Below are 22,467 nucleotides of genomic sequence, written 5' to 3' on the forward strand. Positions count from 1 at the left end.
GAAAAATCTGACCCACGTAATGCTGCCTGAAATCAAGGGTTTCAACGTGTTGCGTGATACTTGGTTTTTCAGGTATTTCGCCAGACGCCTTAGTTCTGCGGCAGGCTTTTGCGTGTGGGCATGCTGTCAATGACCGGGACATCATCGCCTGCGATGTCAAACCGTTTCTCACCGGGATCAAGCGTGGCCGAGATATAGGTGCGGCGCGTGCCGCCTCCCGGTTTGTCCGACGCCTCAACCAGCGTATAAAGCGTGACCGGCTGCCCCATGAAATCGGTGAATGTCCCTGTCGGGGCCTGCCCCTGACTGGGGATCGATTCCCAATGGCGCAGGATATCAATCGGTTTGACCGGCTGCTTATAGGCCAATAGCAGTTCGCCAAAGAACTCGCCATCGCGCGAGGGGTTCGTCGTGCGGCTGAAACTGGCCTCGGGCAGAAGGGCGGTTACCGCCTGATTGGCGGGGCGCTGAAACTCGCCATGATCGGTGCCGATCCAGATGCCGCCGCCTGCCGCGCGCAGGGCTTCCATCTGGTTGATCACCAGATTGGCCGAAGAGTCATTCACCCCCGGCCAGTTCGCCAGTTTATGGGCGTTGGTGTTACGAATGAACAAAGTCCCATCCAGCATCAGCGATTTCGGCCCGTTGGCATAAAAGCCACGCAGCGCGTCAAGGTCCGCATCGTTGAACGTGCGGTTGGTGTTTGTGGCTGAGATCACGATAATCCTGTAGCCGTCCTGCGTTGCCAGATGGCGCGCCAGAGAGCCGCGGCGCGGTTCAAACTTGTAGGTGACATCAAAAACAGCGCCGCCCTCGTAATCATCGACAAAGCGCGCCACCCGCTGTCTGTGCGAGGATTTGGTCGAGGGCTCTTCGACGCTGACATCCCACCACAGCACCTTCATCGGTTGCGCCATGGCAGTGCTTGCCACAAGGATCAGCCAGGCGGCCATCAGGGCGACGATCTTGCAAGAGAGAGTTTTCATTCGTTTACCACGCTTTTACGGGTGGGCATGTAGTCGCGCACGGGTTCAGGCTCCGCGTTGCTGTCAATCGCGGTGCGCCCTTCGCCCGGCGCAAAACTGGCTGTGATATAGGGCCGCTTGGCCTTGCCGCCCGGCTTGTCGGATGTCTCGACCAAGGTGTGCAGCGTGACCGGGTTGCCCATGAAATCGGTAAACTGGCCCACGGGTGCTTCGGCCTGACTGGGTATCTCTTCCCAGTGCCGCAGGATATCCAGAGGCCGCACCGGCACGGCAGTGTTCAGCAGCGTGCCCCCTATGAACTCCCCATCGCGGGACGGGTTCGTGCGACCCGAAAACCGCGCGCGCGGCACGATCGCTTCGAGCAATTGATTTGCCCCCGCCTGAAATTCGCGGTGATCCGTGCCGATCAGGATGCCGCCGCCCGCATCGGCAAGGGCAGCGATCTGGTTCATCAACAGGGCGGCGCTGGCGCCATTGGGGCCGGGGAACACCGTCTTGGGTCCGGGCCGCGCGTTGCGCACCCAAAGCGTGCCGTCCAGCATCAAGGCGCGCTTGCCGCCTGCATAATGCGCGCGCAGGGCATCGAGGTCCGCGTTGGTGAAGTTCTTGTGCGTAGTTGTGACGTCCAGCACGATTATATCAAAAGGCGCGCCCGCCAGAGCCTTGGCAAGTGCGCCGCGTTGGGTCGCATGTTTGAATGTCACATCATAGCTTGCCCCGCCATCGAACTGGTCGATGTAACGTGCCATTGCTGCGCGGTCTTGCGCGTTGCTCGCACCATCATAGGTGGGTGATCCATCCCACCACAGCACGGTTTTTTGATCCGCCTGCGCCGCAATTGAGCCGATAAACAAAGCAAAAATGCCGAAAGTGGCGGTTAAATATTTACGCATCCTCGAAATTCCGTTTAGGTGGTCGGCAACAGAATGGCCCTTGGGGCCGTGTTTGTCCAATTTCTTTACGGGCGATTGCCTTATTGAACCTCAGCATGGGCCGCACGTGCCGCAGCCAAGCAAAAGGAGCGTTATTCATGAGCGCGCTCAGGATTTTTTCGGTGGTTGGTGCTGTCGCGCTGGTGGTCGGCAGTGGCGCGGCGGCATTTGCAGCCCTGCAAAGCTGTGCTGTACGCCTTGAACTTCTATCAGAGGTCAGCGGCTGCCCGACTGATGCTGATCTGGCGCTGGAGGCGGAACTGGCCGCACTCGCAGCGACGCGTGCAGCCTTGCGGGACGAGATTTTCAACCGCGAAACCATTCTGGCCGCGCGCCAGTGTGAGGCCGTGCCGCCGTCCTCCACCGCGCCGATCACGCAGCCGCAACTGGCGGCCAATGATCTTGAGGCGCTTTATGGCTGCTGGTCCTTGGGCAGCAGCTATCAGACCCGTGATGTGGATACCGGAAAGATCGTCTCTTACCCCACGTGGCGGATGTGTTTTGACACGCAAGGGCGCGGGAAACAGGTCATGCAGGGTGATGATGGCTCCACCTGTGAGGGGCCAGTGCAGGCGCGTATGGAAAGCCCCGCGCGCCTGATCCTTGGCGAAGGGGGTAACCTTGCGTGCAGCGATGGCGGCTATATCCACCGCCGCGATATCGCCTGCACCGCCGAGGGGGGCAGCATGGCCTGCGCGACCCTTCAGCCCGAGACCGAAGGGGCTGCAGACGTTCCTTTCAGCCGCTGGCAATAAAAACCGCCGCGCCGGTTGCAGCTTAGCTTTTGGTTAAGCCAGAGTAAGCCAACGACCACTTCCCTTTGGGGGCGGGCGGCTGCATCATATCGCTCGAAAGTGAGTGCTGATGTGCCAAGGGAGCTGTGCCGATGCCCAAAGATCATGTAGACCCGATTGCCGCGCTGCGGGACAATACGTCCGTTCCTTTCGAGCGTGCACGCGCCATGCCCACCGAAGTCTATACTTCGCAGGCCTTCGTGGATGCCGAGCTTGAGCATATCTTCCGCAAGGATTGGTACTGCGTCGGTCGTGCGGATTCGCTGGTGGCCCCCGGTGACTACATATCCTGCGAGCTGGCGGGTCAGCCGATTGTGGTGTTGCGCGACCGTGAGGAACAGTTGCGCGCGATGAGCAATGTGTGCCTGCACCGCATGTCCACCCTGCTGCACGGGCGCGGCAATGCCAAAACCATCGTTTGCCCCTATCATGCCTGGACGTACAACCTTGACGGCAAGCTGCGCGGTGCACCCGCGATGACCCAGAACGAAGGGTTCTGCAAGGATCAGTACGAGCTGCCACAGGTGCGATGCGAGGAATGGCTGGGCTGGGTCTTTGTCTGCCTTGATCCCGATGCCGCACCGGTCGCCGAACAATTGTCGGATGTCGCGCAGATGATCGCAGGCTATGACATGACGAATTATTCCGAAGCGTTCTATGAGGAACATGTCTGGGACACGAACTGGAAGGTTCTGGCCGAGAACTTCATGGAAAGCTATCACCTGCCGGTGTGCCACGCGGGCACCATCGGCGGTTTGTCGAGGCTGGAGGATATGATCTGCCCGCCCGGTGGTGCCGCGTTCAACTATCACACGATCCTCAAGGATGAATCGCTGCGCATCGCCATGGCGCACCCCACCAGGAATGTCCGGCTGGAAGGGGACGCGCGGCGCACGACCTATTTGCTGGCGCTTTACCCCAGCCTGATGATCACGCTGACGCCAGGTTATTTCTGGTACCTTTCCCTGCATCCCAAAGGACCGGGGCAGGTGCACATCCGCTTTGGCGGCGGCATGTCCAATGACTTTGCCGATGACCCGGATACAGAAGAGAACTTTGCCGCGCTCAAGACGCTTCTGGATGACGTGAATATCGAGGACCGCGGCTGCACCGAAAAGGTCTATCGTGGCCTTTGTTCGGATGCAGCAACGCCCGGACACCTGAGCCATCTGGAACGACCCAACTATGATTTCGCGCAATATCTGATGGCAAAGATTGACGCCGGGCGGGCCAGTTGACACGATGTATCTCCGCATTTCCGCGTCTGGCACGCGAACCACAGTCAAAGGGAACCAAATGATACGCACGGGAACCATGATATTGGCGGGTCTGGCGCTGGCCGGATGCGCGACGCTGGAGTCCAGCGAAGAAACACTTCGCCAGCATGGGTATTCAGAGAATTATGTCGCGGGCTATCATGACGGATGCCCAAGTGGAAAACGGGCGGGCGGTGACAGCTTTCAGCAAGCGGCGCGCGATGATGTGGCCTATGCCGCCGGGGGCGATTACAAAACCGGGTGGGATTATGGTTTCCTGTCCTGTCGCGAAACCGAAGCGCAAAATGAACGGACGGCAAGCATTATCGGTGCGGCGATTGCAGGCAGCATGGCAAGCAGCCACGGTGCCGATGGAATTGATGCGCGCGATGCCCTCAAGGGGATTGATACCTCGGGGCTGGAGAATCTGGGGGTTGGCGGGCTCTGAGTCGGGCCGCGCGCCTCTATGCTGGGGAGCGTGGCAGACGCGCAAGCCGCGTCGCCAAACCCTCTTGCGCCCTATTGCCTGATCGCAACGGTGGGTGAGATGACATCCAGCCCCAGCGCCTTGCCAACGGCGTAATAGGTCAGCTGGCCTGCGTGCACGTTCAAGCCGTTCAACAGGTGCGGATCATCAATGCAGGCTTGTCGCCAGCCCTTGTCGGCCAGGGCCAGCATGAAGGGCATCGTGGCGTTGCCAAGCGCAATCGTTGACGTGCGCGCCACGGCGCCGGGCATGTTCGCCACGCAGTAATGCATGATTCCGTCCACGTCATAAACCGGGTCACTGTGGGTCGTGGCCTTTGAGGTTTCAAAGCAGCCGCCCTGATCAATGGCCACATCCACCAGCGCCGCACCGGGTTTGAGCGTTGCAAGCTGCGCCCGGCTGATCAGCTTGGGCGCGGCGGCACCGGGAATGAGGACTGCACCGATGATCAGATCGGCGGCCTGCGCCAGTTCCAGCGTATTGCCAGCAGAGGCATAGGAGGTCTTGAACTGACCGCCAAAGACGTCATCCAGATACCGCAGGCGTGCCAGCGACCGATCCAGAACCGTGACATCCGCGCCCATACCGGCCGCAATTCTGGCGGCATGGGTGCCGACGACACCCCCGCCGATCACCACAACACGGGCAGGCCCGACGCCGGGCACCCCGCCCATCAAGACGCCACGCCCGCCGTTGGCCTTTTGCAGGGTCCATGCCCCGACCTGTGGCGCAAGCCGCCCTGCAACCTCTGACATCGGGGCCAAAAGCGGCAAGCCGCCCTGAGCATCCGTCACCGTTTCATAGGCAATGCACGTCGCACCGGAGGCCAAAAGGTCATGGGTCTGATCCGGATCCGGCGCAAGGTGCAGATAGGTAAACAGTACCTGGCCCGCGCGCAGCATTTTACGCTCACCGGCCTGTGGTTCCTTGACCTTCACGATCATCTCGGCGGTTGCGAATATCTCTGCGGCGGTCTCCAGAACCTGAGCACCTGCCGCTGTGTAATCCGCATCCTCAAACCCGGCACCGGCGCCTGCGTTCGTTTCGATCAAAACCCGGTGCCCGTGTGACACGGCCTCGCGGGCGGCGTTTGGTGTCAGGCCGACGCGAAATTCCTGTGGTTTGATCTCTTTTGGGCACCCGATGATCATGATGCACTCCTCCTCCGTTGCATTATGGCCGAAACATACGAAGTCTTTGGCGCAAATAGGCGCGAAATAAACCTTGCCTCTAGTTGATTTATTGAAAGAAATCACCGCTAATGTACGCAAAATCGAACGAATTGTGTGCGAATGACGCTTGATACCACAGACAAACGCATATTGGGCGCGCTTCAGCGTGCGGGGCGTATGTCAAATGCGGATCTCAGCGATGCGGTCAACCTGTCGCCTTCTGCCTGTCACCGGCGTGTTCAGCGTCTGGAAAAGGACGGGTACATCAAGGATTACGTAGCCCTTCTGGATGCGCGCAAGATGGGCGTGCCGACGACCGTTTTTGTGGAGATCACGCTGCAGGCGCAGGCGGATGAGGTGCTGGACGCCTTCGAGAAAGCAGTGGCGCGCATCCCGGACGTGCTGGAGTGTCACCTGATGGCGGGGACCGCGGATTACCTGCTGAAGGTGGTGGCCGAAAATACGGATGATTTTGCCCGTATCCACCGCCAGTACCTTGCACGCCTGCCAGGCGTCGCGCAGATGCAGTCGAGCTTTGCGCTCAGGACGGTGTTCAAAACCACTGCGTTGCCGGTCTGATGGGAGAGGCAGGTATCGAAGTGGCCGTGGCTTATTTCTCTGGTGAGGGACATACGCGTCGTCTGGCCGAGGGTGTCGCGGCCGGGGCGCAGGAGGCGCAGGCGCGTGCTGTTTTGATTGATGTTGAGGATCTTTGTCAGGTGGACTGGCAACGCCTGCATGATGCGTCCGCGATTGTCTTTGGCGCGCCCACGTATATGGGCAGCGCCGCCGCACCGTTTAAGGCATTCATGGATGCGACCAGTAATTTTTGGCTCGACGGGCTATGGGCCGATAAAATTGCCGCTGGGTTCACCGTAGGATCGGCGGCAAGCGGCGATAAATCAAACACGCTCCTATCCTTCGTAACGCTGGCCGCTCAGCACGGGATGATATGGGTGGGCCAAAGTGAGATCGGCCCACCTGCGCGTCCAGACAACGCAGGCATAAACCAGGATGGGTTCTGGCTCGGGCTTGCGGCGACGTCGTCGCGTGACAAATTGGTACTGATAGAGCAGCCGGGTATGGAAACGGCGCGGCGATTTGGGTGTCGCATCGGCAGGGCTGCGCAGCGTTGGCACCAGTGCCCTGAAGCTGTGTCGCCCCAGCGCGTCACGCGATAAACCTGAAACACGTATTGCTGTGTGAGATCAAGGATTTCAACGCGTTACGTGACACCTGATGTTTCAGATTTTTCGTCAGACGCTCTAGCACCCTTCCAAACAAAACCCCCGCGTGGAGGTCCACACGGGGGTTCGCTGATTCAAAAGTACAAAACGAAGGTGACTTACATCATCCCTTCGCGTTGTGCCTTTTTGCGTGCCAGCTTGCGGGCACGGCGGATCGCTTCAGCTTTCTCGCGCGCTTTTTTCTCGGACGGCTTTTCGAAATGTTGCTTGAGCTTCATTTCGCGGAAGACGCCTTCGCGCTGCAGCTTTTTCTTCAGAGCCCGGAGGGCCTGATCGACATTGTTGTCGCGAACACTAACCTGCATGTGGTTTTCACCACCTTTCTAAGTTGAGTTGCAAGGATTTGCAGGAAGTGGGCGTATAGCAAAGACGCCCTAACTTGTCTAGTGTGTTGATACCGACGTTCAGGAGCCAGATGATGACAGTGCCGTATGAAACCGCCAAAGCCGCCCTTTTGGAAGCAGCCATGATGCATGTGCCGTTTGATGGCTGGTCAGAGACCACATTTCAGGCCGCCGCGCGGGATGCGGAGTTGTCGCCATCGGTCGCGCGGGCCATCTGTCCGCGCGGTGCGGTTGATCTGGCGATTGCCTTTCACAAGGCGGGGGATGCGGCGATGCTGGACCGTCTGGCCGAGACTGACCTCAGCGCGATGAAGTTCCGCGACAAGGTGACAGCGGCGGTGCGCATACGTCTTGAAGTGATTGAAGACAAGGAAGCGGTGCGCCGGGGCACCACGCTCTTTGCGCTGCCGATGTATGCGGCGGATGGGGCCAAGCTGATCTGGGGCACGTGCGATGCGATCTGGACGACGCTGGGCGATACGTCTGACGATGTGAACTGGTACACGAAGCGTGCCACCCTGTCGGGCGTCTATTCGTCTACGGTGCTTTATTGGCTGGGCGATGACAGCCCTGATCACATGGCCACATGGGGCTTTCTGGACCGGCGGATCGAAAACGTCATGGCCATTGAGCAGGTCAAGGCCAAGGTGCGCCAAAGCCCGACGCTGAGCCGTTTGATGACAGGTCCGAATTGGCTGTTGAGCCAGATCAAGGCGCCGCGCATCACGCCCAAAACCGACCTGCCGGGAAGCTGGACCGCCCCGCGCGAGTGATGGCGTTGCACCCGTCGTGTGCTTGTCTATTGTGAGCACAAACTGAACAACAGGACGGATGACATGGCCCAGATGATGCGCGCAATTGAGATCAGCGAAGCGGGGGGGCCGGATGTGCTGAAGCCGTGCCAGCGCCCGGTGCCCGAGCCTGCCCATGATCAGGTGGTGATCAAAGTGGCGTGGGCGGGCGTGAACCGGCCTGATGCCCTGCAACGTGCGGGCCTCTATGCGCCACCGCCCACGGCCAGCGATTTGCCGGGGCTTGAAGCCTCGGGCGAGGTCGTCGCTGTAGGGACTGGGGTGACTGACCTTGCGGTGGGTGATCTTGTCTGCGCGCTGCTGCCGGGCGGGGGCTATGCGGAATATGTCGCCACACCTGCGGCGCATTGTTTGGGCGTTCCCGATGGGATGGGCCTGCGCGAAGCGGCCTGCCTGCCCGAGACGTATTTCACCGTCTGGTCCAATGTGTTCAAACGCGGTGGCCTCAAGGCGGGCGAACGGTTTTTGGTGCATGGTGGCTCCTCCGGCATCGGCACAACGGCCATTCAACTGGCGCATGCCTTCGGCGCGCGGGTGTTTGCCACCGCCGGCTCGGATGAGAAATGCGCGGCATGTGTGGAATTGGGTGCCGAGCGTGCGATCAACTACCGCGACGATGACTTCGTGGCTGCCATGCGCGCGGAGGGCGGCGCAAACGTCATTCTGGATATGGTCGGCGGGGATTACATTCCGCGCAATTTCAAGGCCTTGGCGGATGACGGGCGGCTGGTGCAAATTGCTTTCCTTGGCGGTCCAAAGGTCGAGGTGAATTTTGCGCCGCTGATGACGCGCCGTCTGACGATGACGGGATCGACCCTGCGCCCGCAAAGCGATCTGGCCAAGGCAGAAATTGCGCAGGAATTGCGCGACACCGTTTGGCCGATGCTGTCTGCCGGAACAATCGGCCCGGTGATGGATCAGGAATTCCCCCTCAAAGAGGCAGCAGCGGCGCATACACGCATGGAAAGCTCGGGCCATATTGGCAAGATCGTTCTGAAAGTCGCCTCGTGAGGCCCGTGCCAGTTCGACGTAGTGGAGGGATAAGATGGTAAAGACCGTAATCATTGAAGAAGCCGGTGGGCCTGAGGCTCTGCGCGTGGTGGATCGACCCGTTGGTGATCCGGGGGCCGGTGAGGTGCGCATCACCCACAAGGCCTGCGGTTTGAATTTCATCGACGTCTATCAACGCAGTGGCCTTTACCCGATGACGTTGCCCCATGCCCTCGGGATGGAAGCGGCGGGCGTGATCGAGGCTGTCGGCGCAGGAGTCACGCATCTGAAGGTTGGCGACCGCGCCGCCTATGCCGCCACCCCGCCCGGTGCTTATGCGCAGGCCCGCGTGATGCCCGCCGCACAGGTTTGCCCGTTGCCTGATGGGATTTCGTTCGAAGAAGCCGCCGCCATGATGCTCAAAGGGCTGACGGTGCAGTATCTGTTCCACCGCACGACCCCGCTGAAGGTGGGCGACACCGTGTTGTTTCACGCGGCCGCCGGGGGTGTTGGTCTGATTGCCTGCCAATGGGCGCGCTCAGAAGGGATCACGCTGATCGGGACTGCCGGGAGCGATGCAAAATGTGCGATGGCGCTGGAGCACGGTGCCGCCCATTGCATCAACTACAAAACCGAGGATTTCGCCGCGCGGGTCCGCGCGCTTACCGATGGCAAGGGCGTAGACGTGGTGATGGATGCGGTCGGCGCGGATACCTTTGAGGGGTCATTGGACAGCCTCAAGCCGCTTGGCATGATGATTTCCTTTGGGAATGCGTCGGGGCCGGTGCCGCCGTTTTCTGTCGGTATTCTGGGCCAGAAAGGGTCACTGAAAATCACCCGCCCGACCCTGTTCACCCATATCGCAGAGCATGAAACCTGTCAGGCCATGGCGGCACAGCTGTTTGGAAAGGTGCAAAGCGGAGCGGTGAAGATTCGCATCGACCAGCGATTTGCGCTCGATGATGTGGCTGAGGCCCATCGCGCGCTGGAAGCACGCAAAACCACGGGCAGCACGATTCTGACGCCCTAGCGGACCGGGGTGAACAGCGCGTTTTTCGCGCTACAGTCCCGGATGACATCGCGCCCGCACTGGCGCGGCTCAAGCGCGCGGGTCAGGCAAACCCGTGCCTCTTGGATATGTCCGTCGCGGCAAGTGATCGTGATCTGATCGGGGCGCAATTCGGGGTTTGCCTCAAGAAAGGCTTGTTCAACGACCTGCGGCGCGATGCGCACAGGTTCGCTCAACCGGCGCAGAATTTCCGGGCGCTTTATCCGCGCGTAAGCCTCGCGCGATGTGTCAAAATACTGCGCGGCACTCACCCCGGCACAGGTGCCATGCTTTTTCCACTGGTGCCAGGCCAGACCGGAGGTGCCCATGATATCGGCCATGCCAGCGGTCATCTGCCGGGAGGGCGCGCGTTCGGAGGTCTGACAGTAGTCGGGAAAGCCGCTTTCGTATTGCGGCCACAGGCCATGGAGTATCCAGCCATGATCATGGCGCGCATCACATTGGTCTGACCCGCGCGCATCCCCTTCAAGCGCGCACCAGTTTGGCGACCAGCTGAGCGAGAGGACATAGTAGTCAAACGTGCCGCTCGTATCGCTCTGGGCGCCAAGGGGCAGGGCGGCAATAAGTGAGGCAATGAGCCAGCGCATTGGGGCTTTCCTTATGGGATTTTGCTGATTATATACTGCGACAGTTCCCCCACAATGGAAACCGTTCCGAGGCTTCGGAACCGCCCTTCAAGGCGATTGGGTCGGCGTGGGGAATGCGTATTGATAGGAGCACCACAATGGCAAAACCGATTATGGCCAAAGCCACCGCTGTCTGGCTGGTGGATAACACGACCCTCAGCTTCAAGCAGATTGCCGATTTTGTCGGAATGCACGAACTTGAGGTGCAGGGGATCGCGGATGGCGATGTGGCGCAGGGCGTCAAGGGTTTTGACCCGATTGCCAACAACCAGCTGACGCAGGATGAAATCGACACGGCGCAAAACAACCCGCTGCACAAGCTCAAGCTCAAATTCAATGCCGCAGCACAGGGCGAGGAAAAGCGCCGTGGTCCACGTTATACACCGCTGTCCAAACGTCAGGACCGTCCGGCATCCATTCTGTGGCTGGTCAAATTCCACCCCGAACTGACAGACGGTCAGATCAGCAAGCTGATCGGGACAACCAAACCGACCATTCAGGCCATTCGCGAACGCACGCATTGGAACATCAGCAACATTCAACCGATTGACCCGGTGGCACTGGGGCTGTGCAAGCAATCCGAACTGGACATGGCCGTGCAGAAAGCTGCCGCCAAAAAGGCCGCCGATGCGCCGGTGATGAGCGATGACGAACGCCGCAAATTGGTCAGCACGGAACAAAGCCTCGGCATGGAGGCAGAGCCCAAGATCCCGACCGCCATCGAAGGGCTGGAGACGTTTACACTGTCAGGTGACAGCGCGAAGGATGACGAAGAAGAGTCAGCGGGTGATTTCTCCGATGCGGATAGCTTCTTTAACCTGCCCGACGGCACGCATGACGATGAAGACGAAGATGAAGCGGCGGACAAACGCTGAACCCATGCGGCTTGTCTGATTTATTCAATCCCCGGTGCATTGTCGCCGGGGTTTTTGTTTCGGGGCCGGGCCGATGGCTTGTGTTCCAGCACCAAAGCGGTCAGGCCTTCCCTATCTTATCAAAAAGGACATACCATGATTGAACGTATTGAAACCGGCATCAGATCATCGAAAATCGTGAAACATCAAGGTGTTGCTTATATCACCGGTCAAGTCGGTGAGGGCGATACAATTCAGGAGCAAACCGCAGAGTGTTTGCGACGTCTGGATGCACTTTTGATCAAGGCGGGTTCATCGCGCGAGAAAATGCTGCGGGCGACGATCTGGCTGGCGGATATGAGTGATTTTGCCGGGCTGAACGAAGTGTGGAACGCATGGGTTCCCGAAGGGCACGCCCCGGCCCGCGCTTGTGGTGAGGCCAAGCTTGCGCGTCCTGAGTTGAAGGTGGAAATCATCGTCGATGCGGCCTACGGCTGACTTAATTTAAAGCGTCATGCGAAAAACCTGAAGCACGTGAGCGATGCCTGAAATCAAGGGTTTCAACGCGTTACGTGATACCTGATGTTTGTGGTATTTCGTCAGACGCTCTAAAAGGATTTCCGCGCGCGCATCGCTGCGGTGATCGTGCCGTCGTCAAGGTAATCCAACTCCCCACCGATCGGAACGCCTTGCGCCAATGACGTGAGGCGGACCTGACCTTCGAGGTTGTCGGCGATGTAATGGGCGGTCGTCTGGCCGTCGATCGTTGCGTTCAGGGCGAGGATCACCTCGGTGATCCCTTCGCTGGGAACACGGTCCAGCAGACGGGGAATGCGCAATTCCTGCGGGCCGACCGCGTCCAGCGCGGACAGTGTGCCGCCCAAAACGTGATAGCGCCCTTTGAAAATCCCGGACCGCTCCATCGCCCAGAGGTCGGCAACATCCTCGACCACGCAGAGTTCCCCATTGGCGCGTTTTTCACAGGTGCAAATGTCACATACATCCGTCGTGCCGACATTGCCGCAGTTCAGACATTCGCGGGCCGTCTCGGCGACCGTTTGCAGCGTGTCTGCCAGCGGGATGAGCAGCAGGCTGCGTTTCCGGATGAGGTGCAGCACGGTACGGCGCGCAGACCTTGGCCCAAGCCCGGGCAGCTTGGCCATCAGGTCGATTAACGCGTCAATATCCTTTGTGCTGCTCACACATCATGCCTGTTTTGCGGGGGCCGCGCGGGCGGTTGTCTGCGGCGAAGGGGGGCTCAGAACGGCAGCTTCATATCCGCTGGCAAGCCCATGCCTTCGGTCAGCTTCGCCATTTCTTCCTGCGCCTTTTCGGCGGCCTTGGTTTGCGCATCCTTGATCGCGGCAAGGATCAGGTCTTCGACGACTTCCTTATCGTCGCTGTTGAAGATCGACGGGTCAATGTCCAGACCTTTCAACTCGCCCTTGGCGGTGCAGGTGGCTTTGACCAGACCCGCGCCGGAAACACCTTCGACGATCACATTTTGCATGTCTTCCTGCATCTGCGCCATCTTGGCCTGCATTTCCTGCGCTTTTTTCATCATGCCGGCCATATCGCCGAGTGAACCTAGTCCTTTGAGCATCTGCTGTGTCCTTATGTGATCCGTTACGTTTGATATGCGTGTTTTGAGGCGCCCTCGCAAGGGGCTCAACTGTCCTCGAAGGGGTCCCACTCGTCTTCGACCTCCGGCAGGGCATTCGCAACGGCGGCTGCCGCGATCTGCTCTGGGGTTTTGATGGAGGTGATGCGGGCCTTGGGAAACTGCGTCAGAACCGCTTGCATCAAAGGGTGTTCGAGCGCTTTGCTTTGCAGATCAAGTTCGGCGGCGTCTCGCTTTTCGGCAATCGTCGGCGCGGATGCATCATTCACAATTGTGACGGCCCAGCGATTGCCGGTCCAGAGTTGCAGCCGCTGCCCAAGCCGTTGCGCCAGATCGGCGGGCGCGTTTTCTGTCGGTGCAAATTCGATCCGGCCGGGTTGGTATTGCGCCAGCCGCACGCAGCCTTCGACCTCAACCAAGAGCTTTACGTCCCGGTTGGCGCGGATCAGTTCGACCACATGATCAAAGCTCACAAACCGCGCGAGGGCTTCATTCGGCTGCTCGGCAAGGGCCGCCACCGTGCCGGAACCGGACGGGGGCGCGGGTCTTGCCGTGGCATGGGCGGTTGCGTTTGTGCCCTGCGGTGCCGGGCTTTGCGTGGCGGTGTTGCCGCGCGCGGGGGCCGGAGGGTTGTCCGCCTTGAGCTGGCGGACCAACTCGCCGGGCGTGGGCAAATCCGCCACATGGGTTAGCCGGATGATCGCCATCTCGGCGGCCATCATTGCGTTGGGGGCACTTGCCACTTCGTCCAGGGCTTTCAGCAGCATCTGCCACAGCCGCGTCAACACGCGCATGGGCAAGGCTCCCGCCATCTCAAGGCCGCGGCTGCGTTCGTCGGGCGATACGGTGGGGTCTTCGGCGGCTTCGGGGGTGATCTTGACCACCGACACCCAATGGGTGATCTCCGCCAGATCGCGCAGCACGGCCATCGGGTCGGCCCCTTCGGCATATTGTGCCGACAGTTCGGTGAGCGCGCCCGCAGTATCCCCGCGCAGGATCATGTCAAACAGGTCCAGCACCCGCCCGCGATCGGCCAGTCCAAGCATGGCGCGCACCTGCGCGGCTGTTGTCTCTCCCGCGCCGTGGCTGATGGCCTGATCCAGCAGCGAGGTCGCATCCCGCGCGGAGCCTTCAGCCGCGCGCGCGATCAGAGCCATGGCGTCCTGCGCGATTTCGGCCCCTTCGGCAGTCGCAATTTTGCGCATCAGATCAATCATGACCTCGGGTTCGATGCGGCGCAGGTCAAACCGCTGGCAACGCGACAGCACGGTCACAGGCACCTTGCGGATTTCCGTGGTGGCAAAGATGAATTTCACATGTTCCGGCGGCTCTTCCAGCGTTTTGAGCAGCGCGTTGAATGCGCCGGTGGACAGCATGTGCACTTCGTCGATGATATAGACTTTGTAGCGGGCCGATGCAGCACGGTAGTGGACGGAATCGATGATTTCCCGGATGTTCGCGACCCCGGTATTGGACGCCGCGTCCATTTCCATCACATCGACGTGGCGGCCTTCCATGATGGCGGTGCAATGTTCACAGGTCCCGCAGGGGTCGGTCGTAGGCCTGCCCGTGCCGTCCGGGCCGATGCAGTTCATGCCCTTGGCAATGATCCGGGCGGTCGTTGTCTTACCGGTGCCGCGGATGCCGGTCATGATGAAAGCCTGCGCGATGCGGTCCGCTTCAAACGCGTTTTTCAGCGTCTGAACCATCGCGTCCTGCCCAACAAGGTCGGCAAAGGTCTCTGGGCGGTATTTACGCGCCAGAACCTGATAGGGGGCGTGCGGTGTTTCGGACATGAAAAGCCTTGCTGGAACGGAATCGGAGCGACGATTGGCAGACTAAGGCGCAGCGCGTCCAAGAACAACGGCACTTGGCAAAGAAGTGCCGCAGGGACCCCGCCAATTCGCTGCGTGGCAAACCTCGTTCACGTGGCGCTGCCTGAAATCAAAGATTTCAACGTGATACTTGATACTTCAGGTATTTCGTCAGACGCTCTGGAACGACAGCTGCACCTTGATTGATTTGTTGCGATCCAGCGTGGTCGCAAATGCCTCATGTGCCTGTTCCACCGGAAAGACCTGCGTGATCATGGGGGCGACGTCGATCACCCCTTCGTCGATCATCCGGACCGCATCGGCAAATTCAGGGTGGAAACGGTGCGTGCCCTTCAGCGAAACTTCTTTTCCGACAATGGCGTTGATGGGGATATTCAGGCTCCCCGCGACGCCGACCTGAACCAATGTGCCGCGCGGGCGGACAAATTCAATCGCCATAGCAATCGCGGCCTCCGCACCGGAGCATTCGAACACAACATCGAATTGTTGTTCGGGCGACCTGAAGGCGTCCATCAGGTCGGCTGATGTCGCGATATTGATGCAGTGCGTTGCCCCCATTTTGCTCGCGTTGGACAGGGTGAAATCAACAAGATCCGTCACCACGATATTCGATGCACCCCGTGCCTTGGCCACAGCAACACATAACGCGCCAATCGGCCCGGCCCCGGTGACCAGAACGCGTTTGCCCGCCAGATCGCCCGCCTGATTTGCAGCATGCAGACAAACCGCCAGCGGCTCGGCGCAGGCGGCATGTGCGATATCGGTGTGTGCGCTCACTTTGACGCATTGGGATGCTTGCACCGGCAGAATGCTGCGAAATCCCCCCTGCACGTGGGGAAAGGTTCTGGCCGAGCCCAGAAACCGCATGTTCAGGCAATGCTGGTATTCCTCGCGGGTGCAGAAATGGCAATCATTGCAGGGCTGGCTGGGGTTCACCGCGACTTTGTCGCCCGGTTCCACAGCGGTGACGCCCGGTGCGACCGATTTCACGACGCCCGCGATTTCGTGGCCCAGAATGATGGGTTCTTTCACGCGCACCGGGCCAAAGCCACCATGCTGGAAATAGTGCAGGTCTGATCCGCAGATGCCACCGCGCGCAATTTCGACCGCGACGTCGCCCGCTTCCAGAGGCGGTGAAGCGATCTCCTCAACGCGCAAGTCACCTTTGCTGTGAAGTCTGCAAATTGTGGTGGTCACGAAAACCTCCTTTTACGGTATAAGGACAGAGGGCAACCAGGTCGCCAGCGGGGGGAAGTAGGACACCATCAACAGAACGATGATGTTTGTCGCGATAAACGGCAGGATCGCGATGATAACGGGGGTCAAGGGCAATCGCGCGATCCCCGCGCAGACAAACAGGCACACGCCAAGGGGCGGGGTGGTCAGGCCGATCATCAGGTTCAGCACCGCGAAGGTCGCAAAATGCAGCGGGTCAATCCCCACGGAGGTCGCAAGCGTCAGAAGCGGGACAAAGAGGATGATCAGAGCCGCAATCGTTTCCATGAACATGCCGACAATCAGCAGCAGGACGTTGATGATCAGGATGATGATGAATTTGTTTTCCGTGAACGACAACACAGCGGCGGCGATCGCCTGTGGAATACGCTCGGAGACGAGGATCCAGCCGAACACATTCGCAAACCCGACCAGAACCAGAATCCCCGATGCGGCAACAGCGCTGTCGACAATGATCCTGGGTATTTCACGGAACGGAAGTTCGCGGTAGACGACAAGCCCGATGAACATGGCATAGACACTTGCGATGATTGCCGTTTCCGTCGGTGTCGCCACGCCGCTGAGCAGACCGTAAAGGATCAAAGCGGTCATCGCGAGCGCCCAGAACGCGCCCGCAAAGGACCGCCCGATTTCGCCCACGCCCTGCCATTCCTGTTTGGGAAAATTCCGGCGGCGCGCAATCACATAGGTGGTGATCATCATCGCCATACCCAGCAGAATGCCCGGTATCGCTCCGGCCAGGAACATCTTTCCGACAGAGATACCGGACAAGGCCCCGACGATGATCATCGGCACGCTTGGCGGAATGATCGGCCCGACGGTGGAGGAGGCGGCGGTGATGGCGGCAGAAAAATCGGCGGGGTATCCGGCCTTTTTCATGCCCGGTATCATGACGCCGCCGATGGATGCCGCATCGGCCACCGCCGTGCCGGTGATGCCCCCGAACAGCATCGACGCGCCCACGTTCGTGAGGCCAAGGCCCCCCCTGATCCAACCGACCAGCGCATTGGCAAAGCGGATGATCCGTTCCGTGATACCGCCCCGGTTCATCAGGTTGCCTGCGAGAATAAAGCCGGGGATGCTGAGCAAAACGAAAACATCCATGCCCGCATACATTTTCTGTGGCATGACGACCACAGGAATACCCGTGACCAGCAGATAGCAGAGGGAGCTCAGGCCGAGAGTGATGGCCACGGGGATGCCCACGACAAGACCGATGACGAAAACGGCAATAAGAACAGTGAGGCCCATGGTCAGCTATCCATACGTTTGACCGGCTCACCCGTGCCGGCAAAAAAGAGCATCGAAACGATCCTCAGCAGGGCAAAAACCGCAAGGCAGGCGAGCAATGCGAGAACTGAAAAATGGATGTAATCCATGCGCACGCCCAAGGCGGGCGAGGTTTGAAAGGCCCCGATGGACACATATTTCCATGCCGCAGGGATCAGGATTACGCAGAGGATGAGCGTTGCGCTCGCAGACAACAGTCGCAACAGCCATGGCCCCTTGCCCGGGAGCGCTTCGCAGACGACGTCTACATTCACCAGATCACCGGAGCGCAGGGACAGTCCGGCCCCGAAGGTCACGGTATACAGCATCGCGTAGCGCGTCAGCTCTTCGGTCCAGACGGGGGATGATCCGAATGTGCGCCCCAGAACCTGTGTCAGGACGGCACAGATGAGAACGAAAAAGGACAGCCCGACACCGACGCTGGCCAAACCCACGATGATCCGTTCTATCCGCTGCATCCGTCAGACTTTCATTAAAATAGGTGCAAGAGCCGCCGGGTCGATGACCGACGGCTCTCGCGGGCGTTTTATTCAGAGAACAGCGATTCCACGATGGGGCGGATTTCTTCGCTTACGTTGGCAAGAACCGCGTCCTTGGCAGCGGCCTGAAACGCCGCGCCATCCACCTCGACGAAGGTCATGCCCTTGCTTTCGAGATAGCCGCGATCTTCGGCGAGGCTTTCCAGCAGCAGACCACGCTCATATTCCTGCGCTGTTGCTGCGGCCTGCATGACGGCGTTCTGATCGTCCTCGGACAGTTTGGCCCAGGTGGATTCCGCGATTGTCAGGTAAATCCAGGACCGGACATGTTCGGTCTGGTTCACATAGCCCTGGACTTCATTGAAGTTGGCCGAGCGGATCAGGGCAAGCGGGTTTTCCTGACCGTCGATCACGCCGTTTTGCAGGGAGGTAAAGACCTCGGAGAATGCCATCGGTGTTGGCGATGCGCCCAGAGCGCTCCAGACGTCCACGAAAAGCGGCACGTTCGGGACGCGCATTTTCATGCCATCAAGGTCTGCAGGTGATGTGATCGGGCGTTGCGACGTCAGATTGCGCGGCCCACGGGCAAAGAACGCAATCGGGCGCACTTGGGCCTTTTCGATGATCTGCTGTTTGATCTGTTCACCGATTTCGCCAGAGGCGACTTCGTCCATATGCTCAAGGGATTTGTAGGCATAGGGTACGGCCAGCAACGCCGCCATCGGGGCCCAGTTTTGCAGGCTTTCGCCGGTGATCGTCATGTCCACCGTGCCAAGTTGCATGCCGTTGATCAGGTCGATTTCCTTGCCGAGGGATTCGTTCGGGAAAACCTCGACGGCAATGCGACCGTCGGTCAGCGTGGAGAGTTCCTCGCCGAATTTGACCGCTGCGAGGTGCCATGCGTTTTGCTCATTTGCCAGATGCCCCAGTTTCAGGGTCATCTCCTGCGCAAATGCGGCTGAAGACGCGAGCGCTGCAACGCAGGTCACCGCAGCCAGTCCTTTGATTTTTGTAAAGAGCCTCATGATGTTTCCTCCAGTGTTAAGGCTTGGGATCGGATATTGTTTGTGCAGGCCCGTCGAAATACGCGGGGTAAAGGGCCTGCACCTTTGGGAGCGAGCTTAGAATTTCCATCAGATGTGTGCGCATCGCGGCCTCGGCCCCTGCCACGTCTTGCTGTTGGATCGCATCGACAATCGCGCTGTGCTGATCAATCAGCTTGGCGACCGGAAACTCTTCGAAGGTCAGAAACCGCACCCGGTCCATCTGTGTCTTGATGGCGTCCAGAATACTCCAGGCTTTGCCAACACCGGCGGCATCCGCAAGGGTGTGGTGGAACTTTTCGTCCAGTTCGATGAATTTCGCAGGGTCGCGCGCACCGACCGCCTTTTGCGCGTCCAACTGTATGCGCAGATCTTTAACCAACCCCTCCGGCGGCGCGTCTGCCAGTCTTTTGACGATGTCGGCTTCTACCGCTTCGCGTACGAAACGACCGTTCAGGACCGCATCATAATCGATGAGTTTCACAAAAGTGCCGCGTTGTGGTCGGATCTCAAGCAGGCCTTCGTTCATGAGGGTGATGAAGGCTTCGCGGACGGGTTGCCTGCTGACGTGGTATTCCCTTGCAAGCTCCGGTTCTGACAACCTGCTGGCCGGTTTGAGGTCATTGCGGATGATGCGGCTGCGCAGGATCAAGCGGAGTTGCGGGCTGACCGCGACCAGCGGGTCAAGCTTCCATTTGCTCAGATCATCCAGCACCAACGTCATCATCGCTCCCTTTGCGGGAAAGCTACTTGTATACTTCCATACATGTCAACATGGGTGAGAATGACATGTGGAAATACGCAAAGGTTTCGCGATGTATCGTGTCAAAAATACTGTAGGATCAGTGGCGTTTAACGGCCATAAACACACCGGATCGCGGGGCGGCATGTACTGCCGCCACACCTGATCGGGTTATATGATCGCGCCGCGCACCTTGGCTGATACCCATTCGGAGATCACCACAGCCGCCAGAATCACCAGCAGGATGAGCGAGACCTGCGGCCATGCCAGCACGTTCAGCGATGCGGACAATTGCAGACCGATGCCGCCCGCCCCGACAAGCCCAAGCACCGTTGATTCCCGGATGTTGATGTCCCAACGGAATACCGCGATACCGGCGAAAGCGGGCATGATTTGCGGCACGATCCCATAGGCCATGACCTGCCAGCGGGACGCACCCGTCGCTGTCATCGCTTCGACCTGAACTTCGTCAATCTCTTCTATGGCTTCATAGAGCAGCTTTGCGCAGAACCCGATGGAGCGGATCGCAATGGCGATCACACCCGCAAAGACGCCGGGACCGATAATCGCGATCAGCAGCAAGGCCCAGATCAGCGAGTTGATCGAGCGTGTGGATACGATGATCAGCAAGGCGATCGGGCGCACAAACAGTGCCGATGGCGTCGTGTTGCGCGCAGCAAAGAAGGCAATCGGAACCGCAAGAAACAGGGCGATGATCGTACCGAGGGTCGCAATGTTCAGCGTGTCCCAGATCGGCTCGCCCAACTGCGCGATGTAGTCCCATTTGGGCGGTGTTGCGCGGGTCCAGATATCATTGGCAATGCGGGGTGCGTCCCAGACGAAGAACCACGTGGTGGCTTGTGAAATCTGCTGCCAGCAATAGGCAAAGATCATCAGACCGACGAGCCACATGGCCCAGTGCGAGAGGCTTTCGCGTCCGGTGCGTCTTTGCCAGATTTTCTGGCTGTCTGTCTCGCGGATCGGCATTATTGTACCCTCGCCCGGATAATGCCGGAAATATATTCCAGCGCCATGACAATCACGATAATCATGATCAGGATCGCAGCGGCAGTGTCATACTCGTAGCGGTCAAAGGCCGTGTTGAGCGTCGCACCGATTCCCCCGGCCCCCACCAGACCCAGGATAGCGCTTTCGCGGAAATTGATGTCGACACGGTAGATCGACAGGCCGATGAGGCGCGGCATGACCTGCGGTTGCACGCCGTAATTGATCCACTGTGTCCAGCGCGCGCCGGAGGCTCTGATTGCCTCCGCCTGCACCTTGTCCATGCTTTCGATATCTTCGGCCAGCAGCTTTGACAAAAAGCCGATTGTCGCAAAGCTCAGCGTCAGGAAACCGGCGAGCGGGCCGAAGCCAAAGATCGCAACCAGCAGAATTGCCACGATGATTTCCTGAAGCGCGCGCGAGATGGCGATGATGCCCCGGCAGATCAGGTAGATCGGCAAGGGCGCAACATTTCGCGCGGCCCCGAGCGCGATCGGGATCGAGATGATGATCCCGACAACAGAGGCCGCAACGGTCATGATGATGCTTTCCAGCATCCCCGAATAGATGTCGCTGGACCGGGTTGTGAAATCGGGACTGGTGAAGGCGAGCACGAATTGCTTGCCACGCTCAAGCCCCACATAGACGCGCGCCCAGTCGACCTCAATCGTCATGAACGCGGCGATCAGGTAGGCGAAAAACCCCAGAATAAGGGTCCAGCGCAGCCACGTACGCTGAATGAACGGCGGTTTCTTCCAGGGCTTGCCGAGGCGCATTTCAAGTTCGGATGCAGAGGCGTTCATTCCGCGGCCTCGATTTCGTCATCATCGACCTGTTCAATCGTGGCTTCCCAGTCTTCTTCGCCGTAGATTTCGGTCAAACGATCCGGGGTCAGCCCCTCGGGCGGGCCGTCATAGACCATCGCGCCAAAGCGCAGGCCGATCACGCGCTGCACGAACATCTGCGCCAGTGCCACGTCATGAATGTTGATGATCGCGGCCAACCCGCGCTCACGGCACAGCTCGCATATCAGGCGCATGATCTGACGCGACGTCTTGGGGTCAAGCGAGGCGGTCGGCTCATCCACCAGCAGCAGCGCCGGGTCTTGAATAAGTGCGCGGCAGATGCCGACACGCTGTCGTTGCCCGCCGGATAACTCATCCGCCCGTTTGTCAGCCATATGCGCAAGGCCTACACGATCAAGCAGGCGAAATGCTTCGTCCACATCCGCTTGCGGAAACCGGCGCATGAAAGAGCGCCAGAAACCGACATAGCCCAGCCGCCCTGAGAGCACGTTTTCCATGACGGTCAGGCGTTCAACAAGCGCATATTCCTGAAAGATCATCCCCATACGACGGCGTTCGCGCCGCAAGGCGCTGGATGACAGCCCCGTCAACTCAACATTGCCCAGATAAACCTTGCCGGAGGAGGGCTCGACCAGCCGGTTGACGCAGCGGATGAGGGTTGACTTGCCAGCACCCGACGGGCCGATCAACGCCAGCACCTGACCCTGCGGTATCTCAAGGTCAACTTCCTTCAGCGCCTGATCGCCGGTCTTATATGTCTTCACGAGCTTCTCAAGCCGCAGCATCACCATGCCCCCCCCGATTTTATGATTGGACAGGGCGGATCCTGAAAAAGATCCGC

26 protein-coding genes are annotated in these 22,467 nt (G+C 59.4%); 10 read left to right on the top strand and 16 right to left on the bottom strand.

All coding sequences use genetic code 11. The features are described 5' to 3' along the window. Positions 1-89 precede the first annotated feature (89 nt). On the bottom strand, positions 90-986 hold the full coding sequence (locus tag RD1_RS04740; protein WP_011567314.1) for a hypothetical protein: 897 nt from the start codon (positions 984-986) through the stop codon (positions 90-92). Further along, a complete protein-coding gene (locus tag RD1_RS04745; protein WP_050759058.1) occupies positions 983-1,879 on the bottom strand; it encodes a hypothetical protein in 897 nt (298 codons plus the stop codon). The genes RD1_RS04740 and RD1_RS04745 overlap by 4 nt, the downstream gene beginning before the upstream one ends. A gap of 137 nt (positions 1,880-2,016) precedes the next feature. Between RD1_RS04745 and RD1_RS04750 the strand changes: the two genes are divergently transcribed. From RD1_RS04750 to RD1_RS04760, 3 genes are all read left to right on the top strand, one after another. Beyond that, positions 2,017-2,673: a hypothetical protein gene (locus tag RD1_RS04750; protein WP_011567316.1), complete on the top strand. Its 657-nt coding sequence runs from the start codon at positions 2,017-2,019 to the stop codon at positions 2,671-2,673. Positions 2,674-2,804: 131 nt separating this feature from the next. After that, positions 2,805-3,950: an aromatic ring-hydroxylating oxygenase subunit alpha gene (locus RD1_RS04755; protein WP_011567317.1), complete on the top strand. Its 1,146-nt coding sequence runs from the start codon at positions 2,805-2,807 to the stop codon at positions 3,948-3,950. A gap of 58 nt (positions 3,951-4,008) precedes the next feature. Beyond that, the gene (locus tag RD1_RS04760) at positions 4,009-4,416 is read left to right on the top strand and encodes a hypothetical protein (RefSeq protein ID WP_011567318.1); all 408 of its coding nucleotides are present in this window, start codon (positions 4,009-4,011) and stop codon (positions 4,414-4,416) included. Positions 4,417-4,487: 71 nt separating this feature from the next. Here the strand turns inward: RD1_RS04760 and ald are convergent, their stop codons facing one another. Beyond that, complete coding sequence (gene ald, locus RD1_RS04765) at positions 4,488-5,606, bottom strand: alanine dehydrogenase (RefSeq protein WP_011567319.1); 1,119 nt, start codon at positions 5,604-5,606, stop codon at positions 4,488-4,490. A 141-nt stretch (positions 5,607-5,747) separates the two neighbouring features. On the opposite strand from ald, the gene RD1_RS04770 reads away from it, so the two are divergent. Both RD1_RS04770 and RD1_RS04775 read left to right on the top strand, forming a co-directional pair. Beyond that, positions 5,748-6,206: an Lrp/AsnC family transcriptional regulator gene (locus RD1_RS04770; protein WP_044032948.1), complete on the top strand. Its 459-nt coding sequence runs from the start codon at positions 5,748-5,750 to the stop codon at positions 6,204-6,206. After that, complete coding sequence (locus tag RD1_RS04775; protein ID WP_011567321.1) at positions 6,206-6,808, top strand: flavodoxin family protein; 603 nt, start codon at positions 6,206-6,208, stop codon at positions 6,806-6,808. The genes RD1_RS04770 and RD1_RS04775 overlap by 1 nt, the downstream gene beginning before the upstream one ends. A 164-nt stretch (positions 6,809-6,972) precedes the next feature. On the opposite strand, the gene rpsU is transcribed toward RD1_RS04775, so the two are convergent. Beyond that, a complete protein-coding gene (gene rpsU, locus RD1_RS04780; protein ID WP_007118112.1) occupies positions 6,973-7,179 on the bottom strand; it encodes a 30S ribosomal protein S21 in 207 nt (68 codons plus the stop codon). A 113-nt stretch (positions 7,180-7,292) separates the two neighbouring features. On the opposite strand from rpsU, the gene RD1_RS04785 reads away from it, so the two are divergent. The 3 genes from RD1_RS04785 (at position 7,293) to RD1_RS04795 (ending at position 10,050) form a co-directional block, all read left to right on the top strand. Next, on the top strand, positions 7,293-7,991 hold the full coding sequence (locus RD1_RS04785) for a COQ9 family protein (RefSeq protein WP_011567324.1): 699 nt from the start codon (positions 7,293-7,295) through the stop codon (positions 7,989-7,991). Positions 7,992-8,054: 63 nt separating this feature from the next. Beyond that, positions 8,055-9,041 (top strand): NAD(P)H-quinone oxidoreductase, encoded by a 987-nt coding sequence (locus tag RD1_RS04790; RefSeq protein ID WP_011567325.1) that lies wholly within the window; start codon positions 8,055-8,057, stop codon positions 9,039-9,041. Positions 9,042-9,075: 34 nt separating this feature from the next. Further along, entirely contained in the window at positions 9,076-10,050 is a 975-nt protein-coding gene (locus RD1_RS04795) for a quinone oxidoreductase family protein (protein WP_011567326.1), read from the top strand. On the opposite strand, the gene RD1_RS04800 is transcribed toward RD1_RS04795, so the two are convergent. After that, positions 10,047-10,676: a ribonuclease T2 family protein gene (locus RD1_RS04800; protein WP_011567327.1), complete on the bottom strand. Its 630-nt coding sequence runs from the start codon at positions 10,674-10,676 to the stop codon at positions 10,047-10,049. The genes RD1_RS04795 and RD1_RS04800 overlap by 4 nt on opposite strands. 137 nt (positions 10,677-10,813) lie before the next feature. Here RD1_RS04800 and RD1_RS04805 point away from each other — a divergent pair, with 137 nt between their 5' ends. Next, positions 10,814-11,590, top strand: a complete 777-nt coding sequence (locus tag RD1_RS04805) for a DUF1013 domain-containing protein (RefSeq protein ID WP_011567328.1) — start codon at positions 10,814-10,816, stop codon at positions 11,588-11,590. A gap of 135 nt (positions 11,591-11,725) precedes the next feature. After that, positions 11,726-12,067 carry a RidA family protein gene (locus RD1_RS04810; RefSeq protein WP_011567329.1) on the top strand — a complete coding sequence of 114 codons (342 nt, stop codon included), beginning with the start codon at positions 11,726-11,728 and terminating at the stop codon, positions 12,065-12,067. Between the two features lie 110 nt (positions 12,068-12,177). On the opposite strand, the gene recR is transcribed toward RD1_RS04810, so the two are convergent. The 11 genes from recR to phnC all read right to left on the bottom strand — a co-directional run bounded on the left by recR (position 12,178) and on the right by phnC (position 22,411). Next, positions 12,178-12,771 carry a recombination mediator RecR gene (recR, locus tag RD1_RS04815; RefSeq protein ID WP_011567330.1) on the bottom strand — a complete coding sequence of 198 codons (594 nt, stop codon included), beginning with the start codon at positions 12,769-12,771 and terminating at the stop codon, positions 12,178-12,180. Between the two features lie 56 nt (positions 12,772-12,827). Further along, positions 12,828-13,172, bottom strand: coding sequence for a YbaB/EbfC family nucleoid-associated protein (locus tag RD1_RS04820; protein ID WP_011567331.1), 345 nt, complete (start codon positions 13,170-13,172; stop codon positions 12,828-12,830). A gap of 65 nt (positions 13,173-13,237) precedes the next feature. Further along, a complete protein-coding gene (locus RD1_RS04825) occupies positions 13,238-14,986 on the bottom strand; it encodes a DNA polymerase III subunit gamma/tau (RefSeq protein ID WP_011567332.1) in 1,749 nt (582 codons plus the stop codon). A 189-nt stretch (positions 14,987-15,175) separates the two neighbouring features. After that, complete coding sequence (locus RD1_RS04830) at positions 15,176-16,222, bottom strand: L-idonate 5-dehydrogenase (protein ID WP_011567333.1); 1,047 nt, start codon at positions 16,220-16,222, stop codon at positions 15,176-15,178. A gap of 12 nt (positions 16,223-16,234) precedes the next feature. After that, positions 16,235-17,512, bottom strand: coding sequence for a TRAP transporter large permease (locus tag RD1_RS04835; RefSeq protein ID WP_011567334.1), 1,278 nt, complete (start codon positions 17,510-17,512; stop codon positions 16,235-16,237). Between the two features lie 2 nt (positions 17,513-17,514). Further along, positions 17,515-18,009: a TRAP transporter small permease gene (locus RD1_RS04840; RefSeq protein ID WP_011567335.1), complete on the bottom strand. Its 495-nt coding sequence runs from the start codon at positions 18,007-18,009 to the stop codon at positions 17,515-17,517. A 68-nt stretch (positions 18,010-18,077) separates the two neighbouring features. Beyond that, positions 18,078-19,055, bottom strand: a complete 978-nt coding sequence (locus RD1_RS04845; protein WP_011567336.1) for a TRAP transporter substrate-binding protein — start codon at positions 19,053-19,055, stop codon at positions 18,078-18,080. Between the two features lie 16 nt (positions 19,056-19,071). Beyond that, positions 19,072-19,800 carry a GntR family transcriptional regulator gene (locus RD1_RS04850; protein WP_245897192.1) on the bottom strand — a complete coding sequence of 243 codons (729 nt, stop codon included), beginning with the start codon at positions 19,798-19,800 and terminating at the stop codon, positions 19,072-19,074. A gap of 186 nt (positions 19,801-19,986) precedes the next feature. Continuing rightward, complete coding sequence (gene phnE, locus RD1_RS04855) at positions 19,987-20,802, bottom strand: phosphonate ABC transporter, permease protein PhnE (RefSeq protein WP_011567338.1); 816 nt, start codon at positions 20,800-20,802, stop codon at positions 19,987-19,989. After that, positions 20,802-21,623, bottom strand: coding sequence for a phosphonate ABC transporter, permease protein PhnE (gene phnE, locus RD1_RS04860; RefSeq protein WP_011567339.1), 822 nt, complete (start codon positions 21,621-21,623; stop codon positions 20,802-20,804). The genes phnE (RD1_RS04855) and phnE (RD1_RS04860) overlap by 1 nt, the downstream gene beginning before the upstream one ends. After that, positions 21,620-22,411 (bottom strand): phosphonate ABC transporter ATP-binding protein, encoded by a 792-nt coding sequence (gene phnC / locus RD1_RS04865; protein ID WP_011567340.1) that lies wholly within the window; start codon positions 22,409-22,411, stop codon positions 21,620-21,622. Before phnC ends, phnE (RD1_RS04860) begins: the two co-directional genes overlap by 4 nt. Positions 22,412-22,467 lie beyond the last annotated feature (56 nt).

Source organism: Roseobacter denitrificans OCh 114 (genome assembly GCF_000014045.1).
GTDB lineage: Bacteria > Pseudomonadota > Alphaproteobacteria > Rhodobacterales > Rhodobacteraceae > Roseobacter > Roseobacter denitrificans.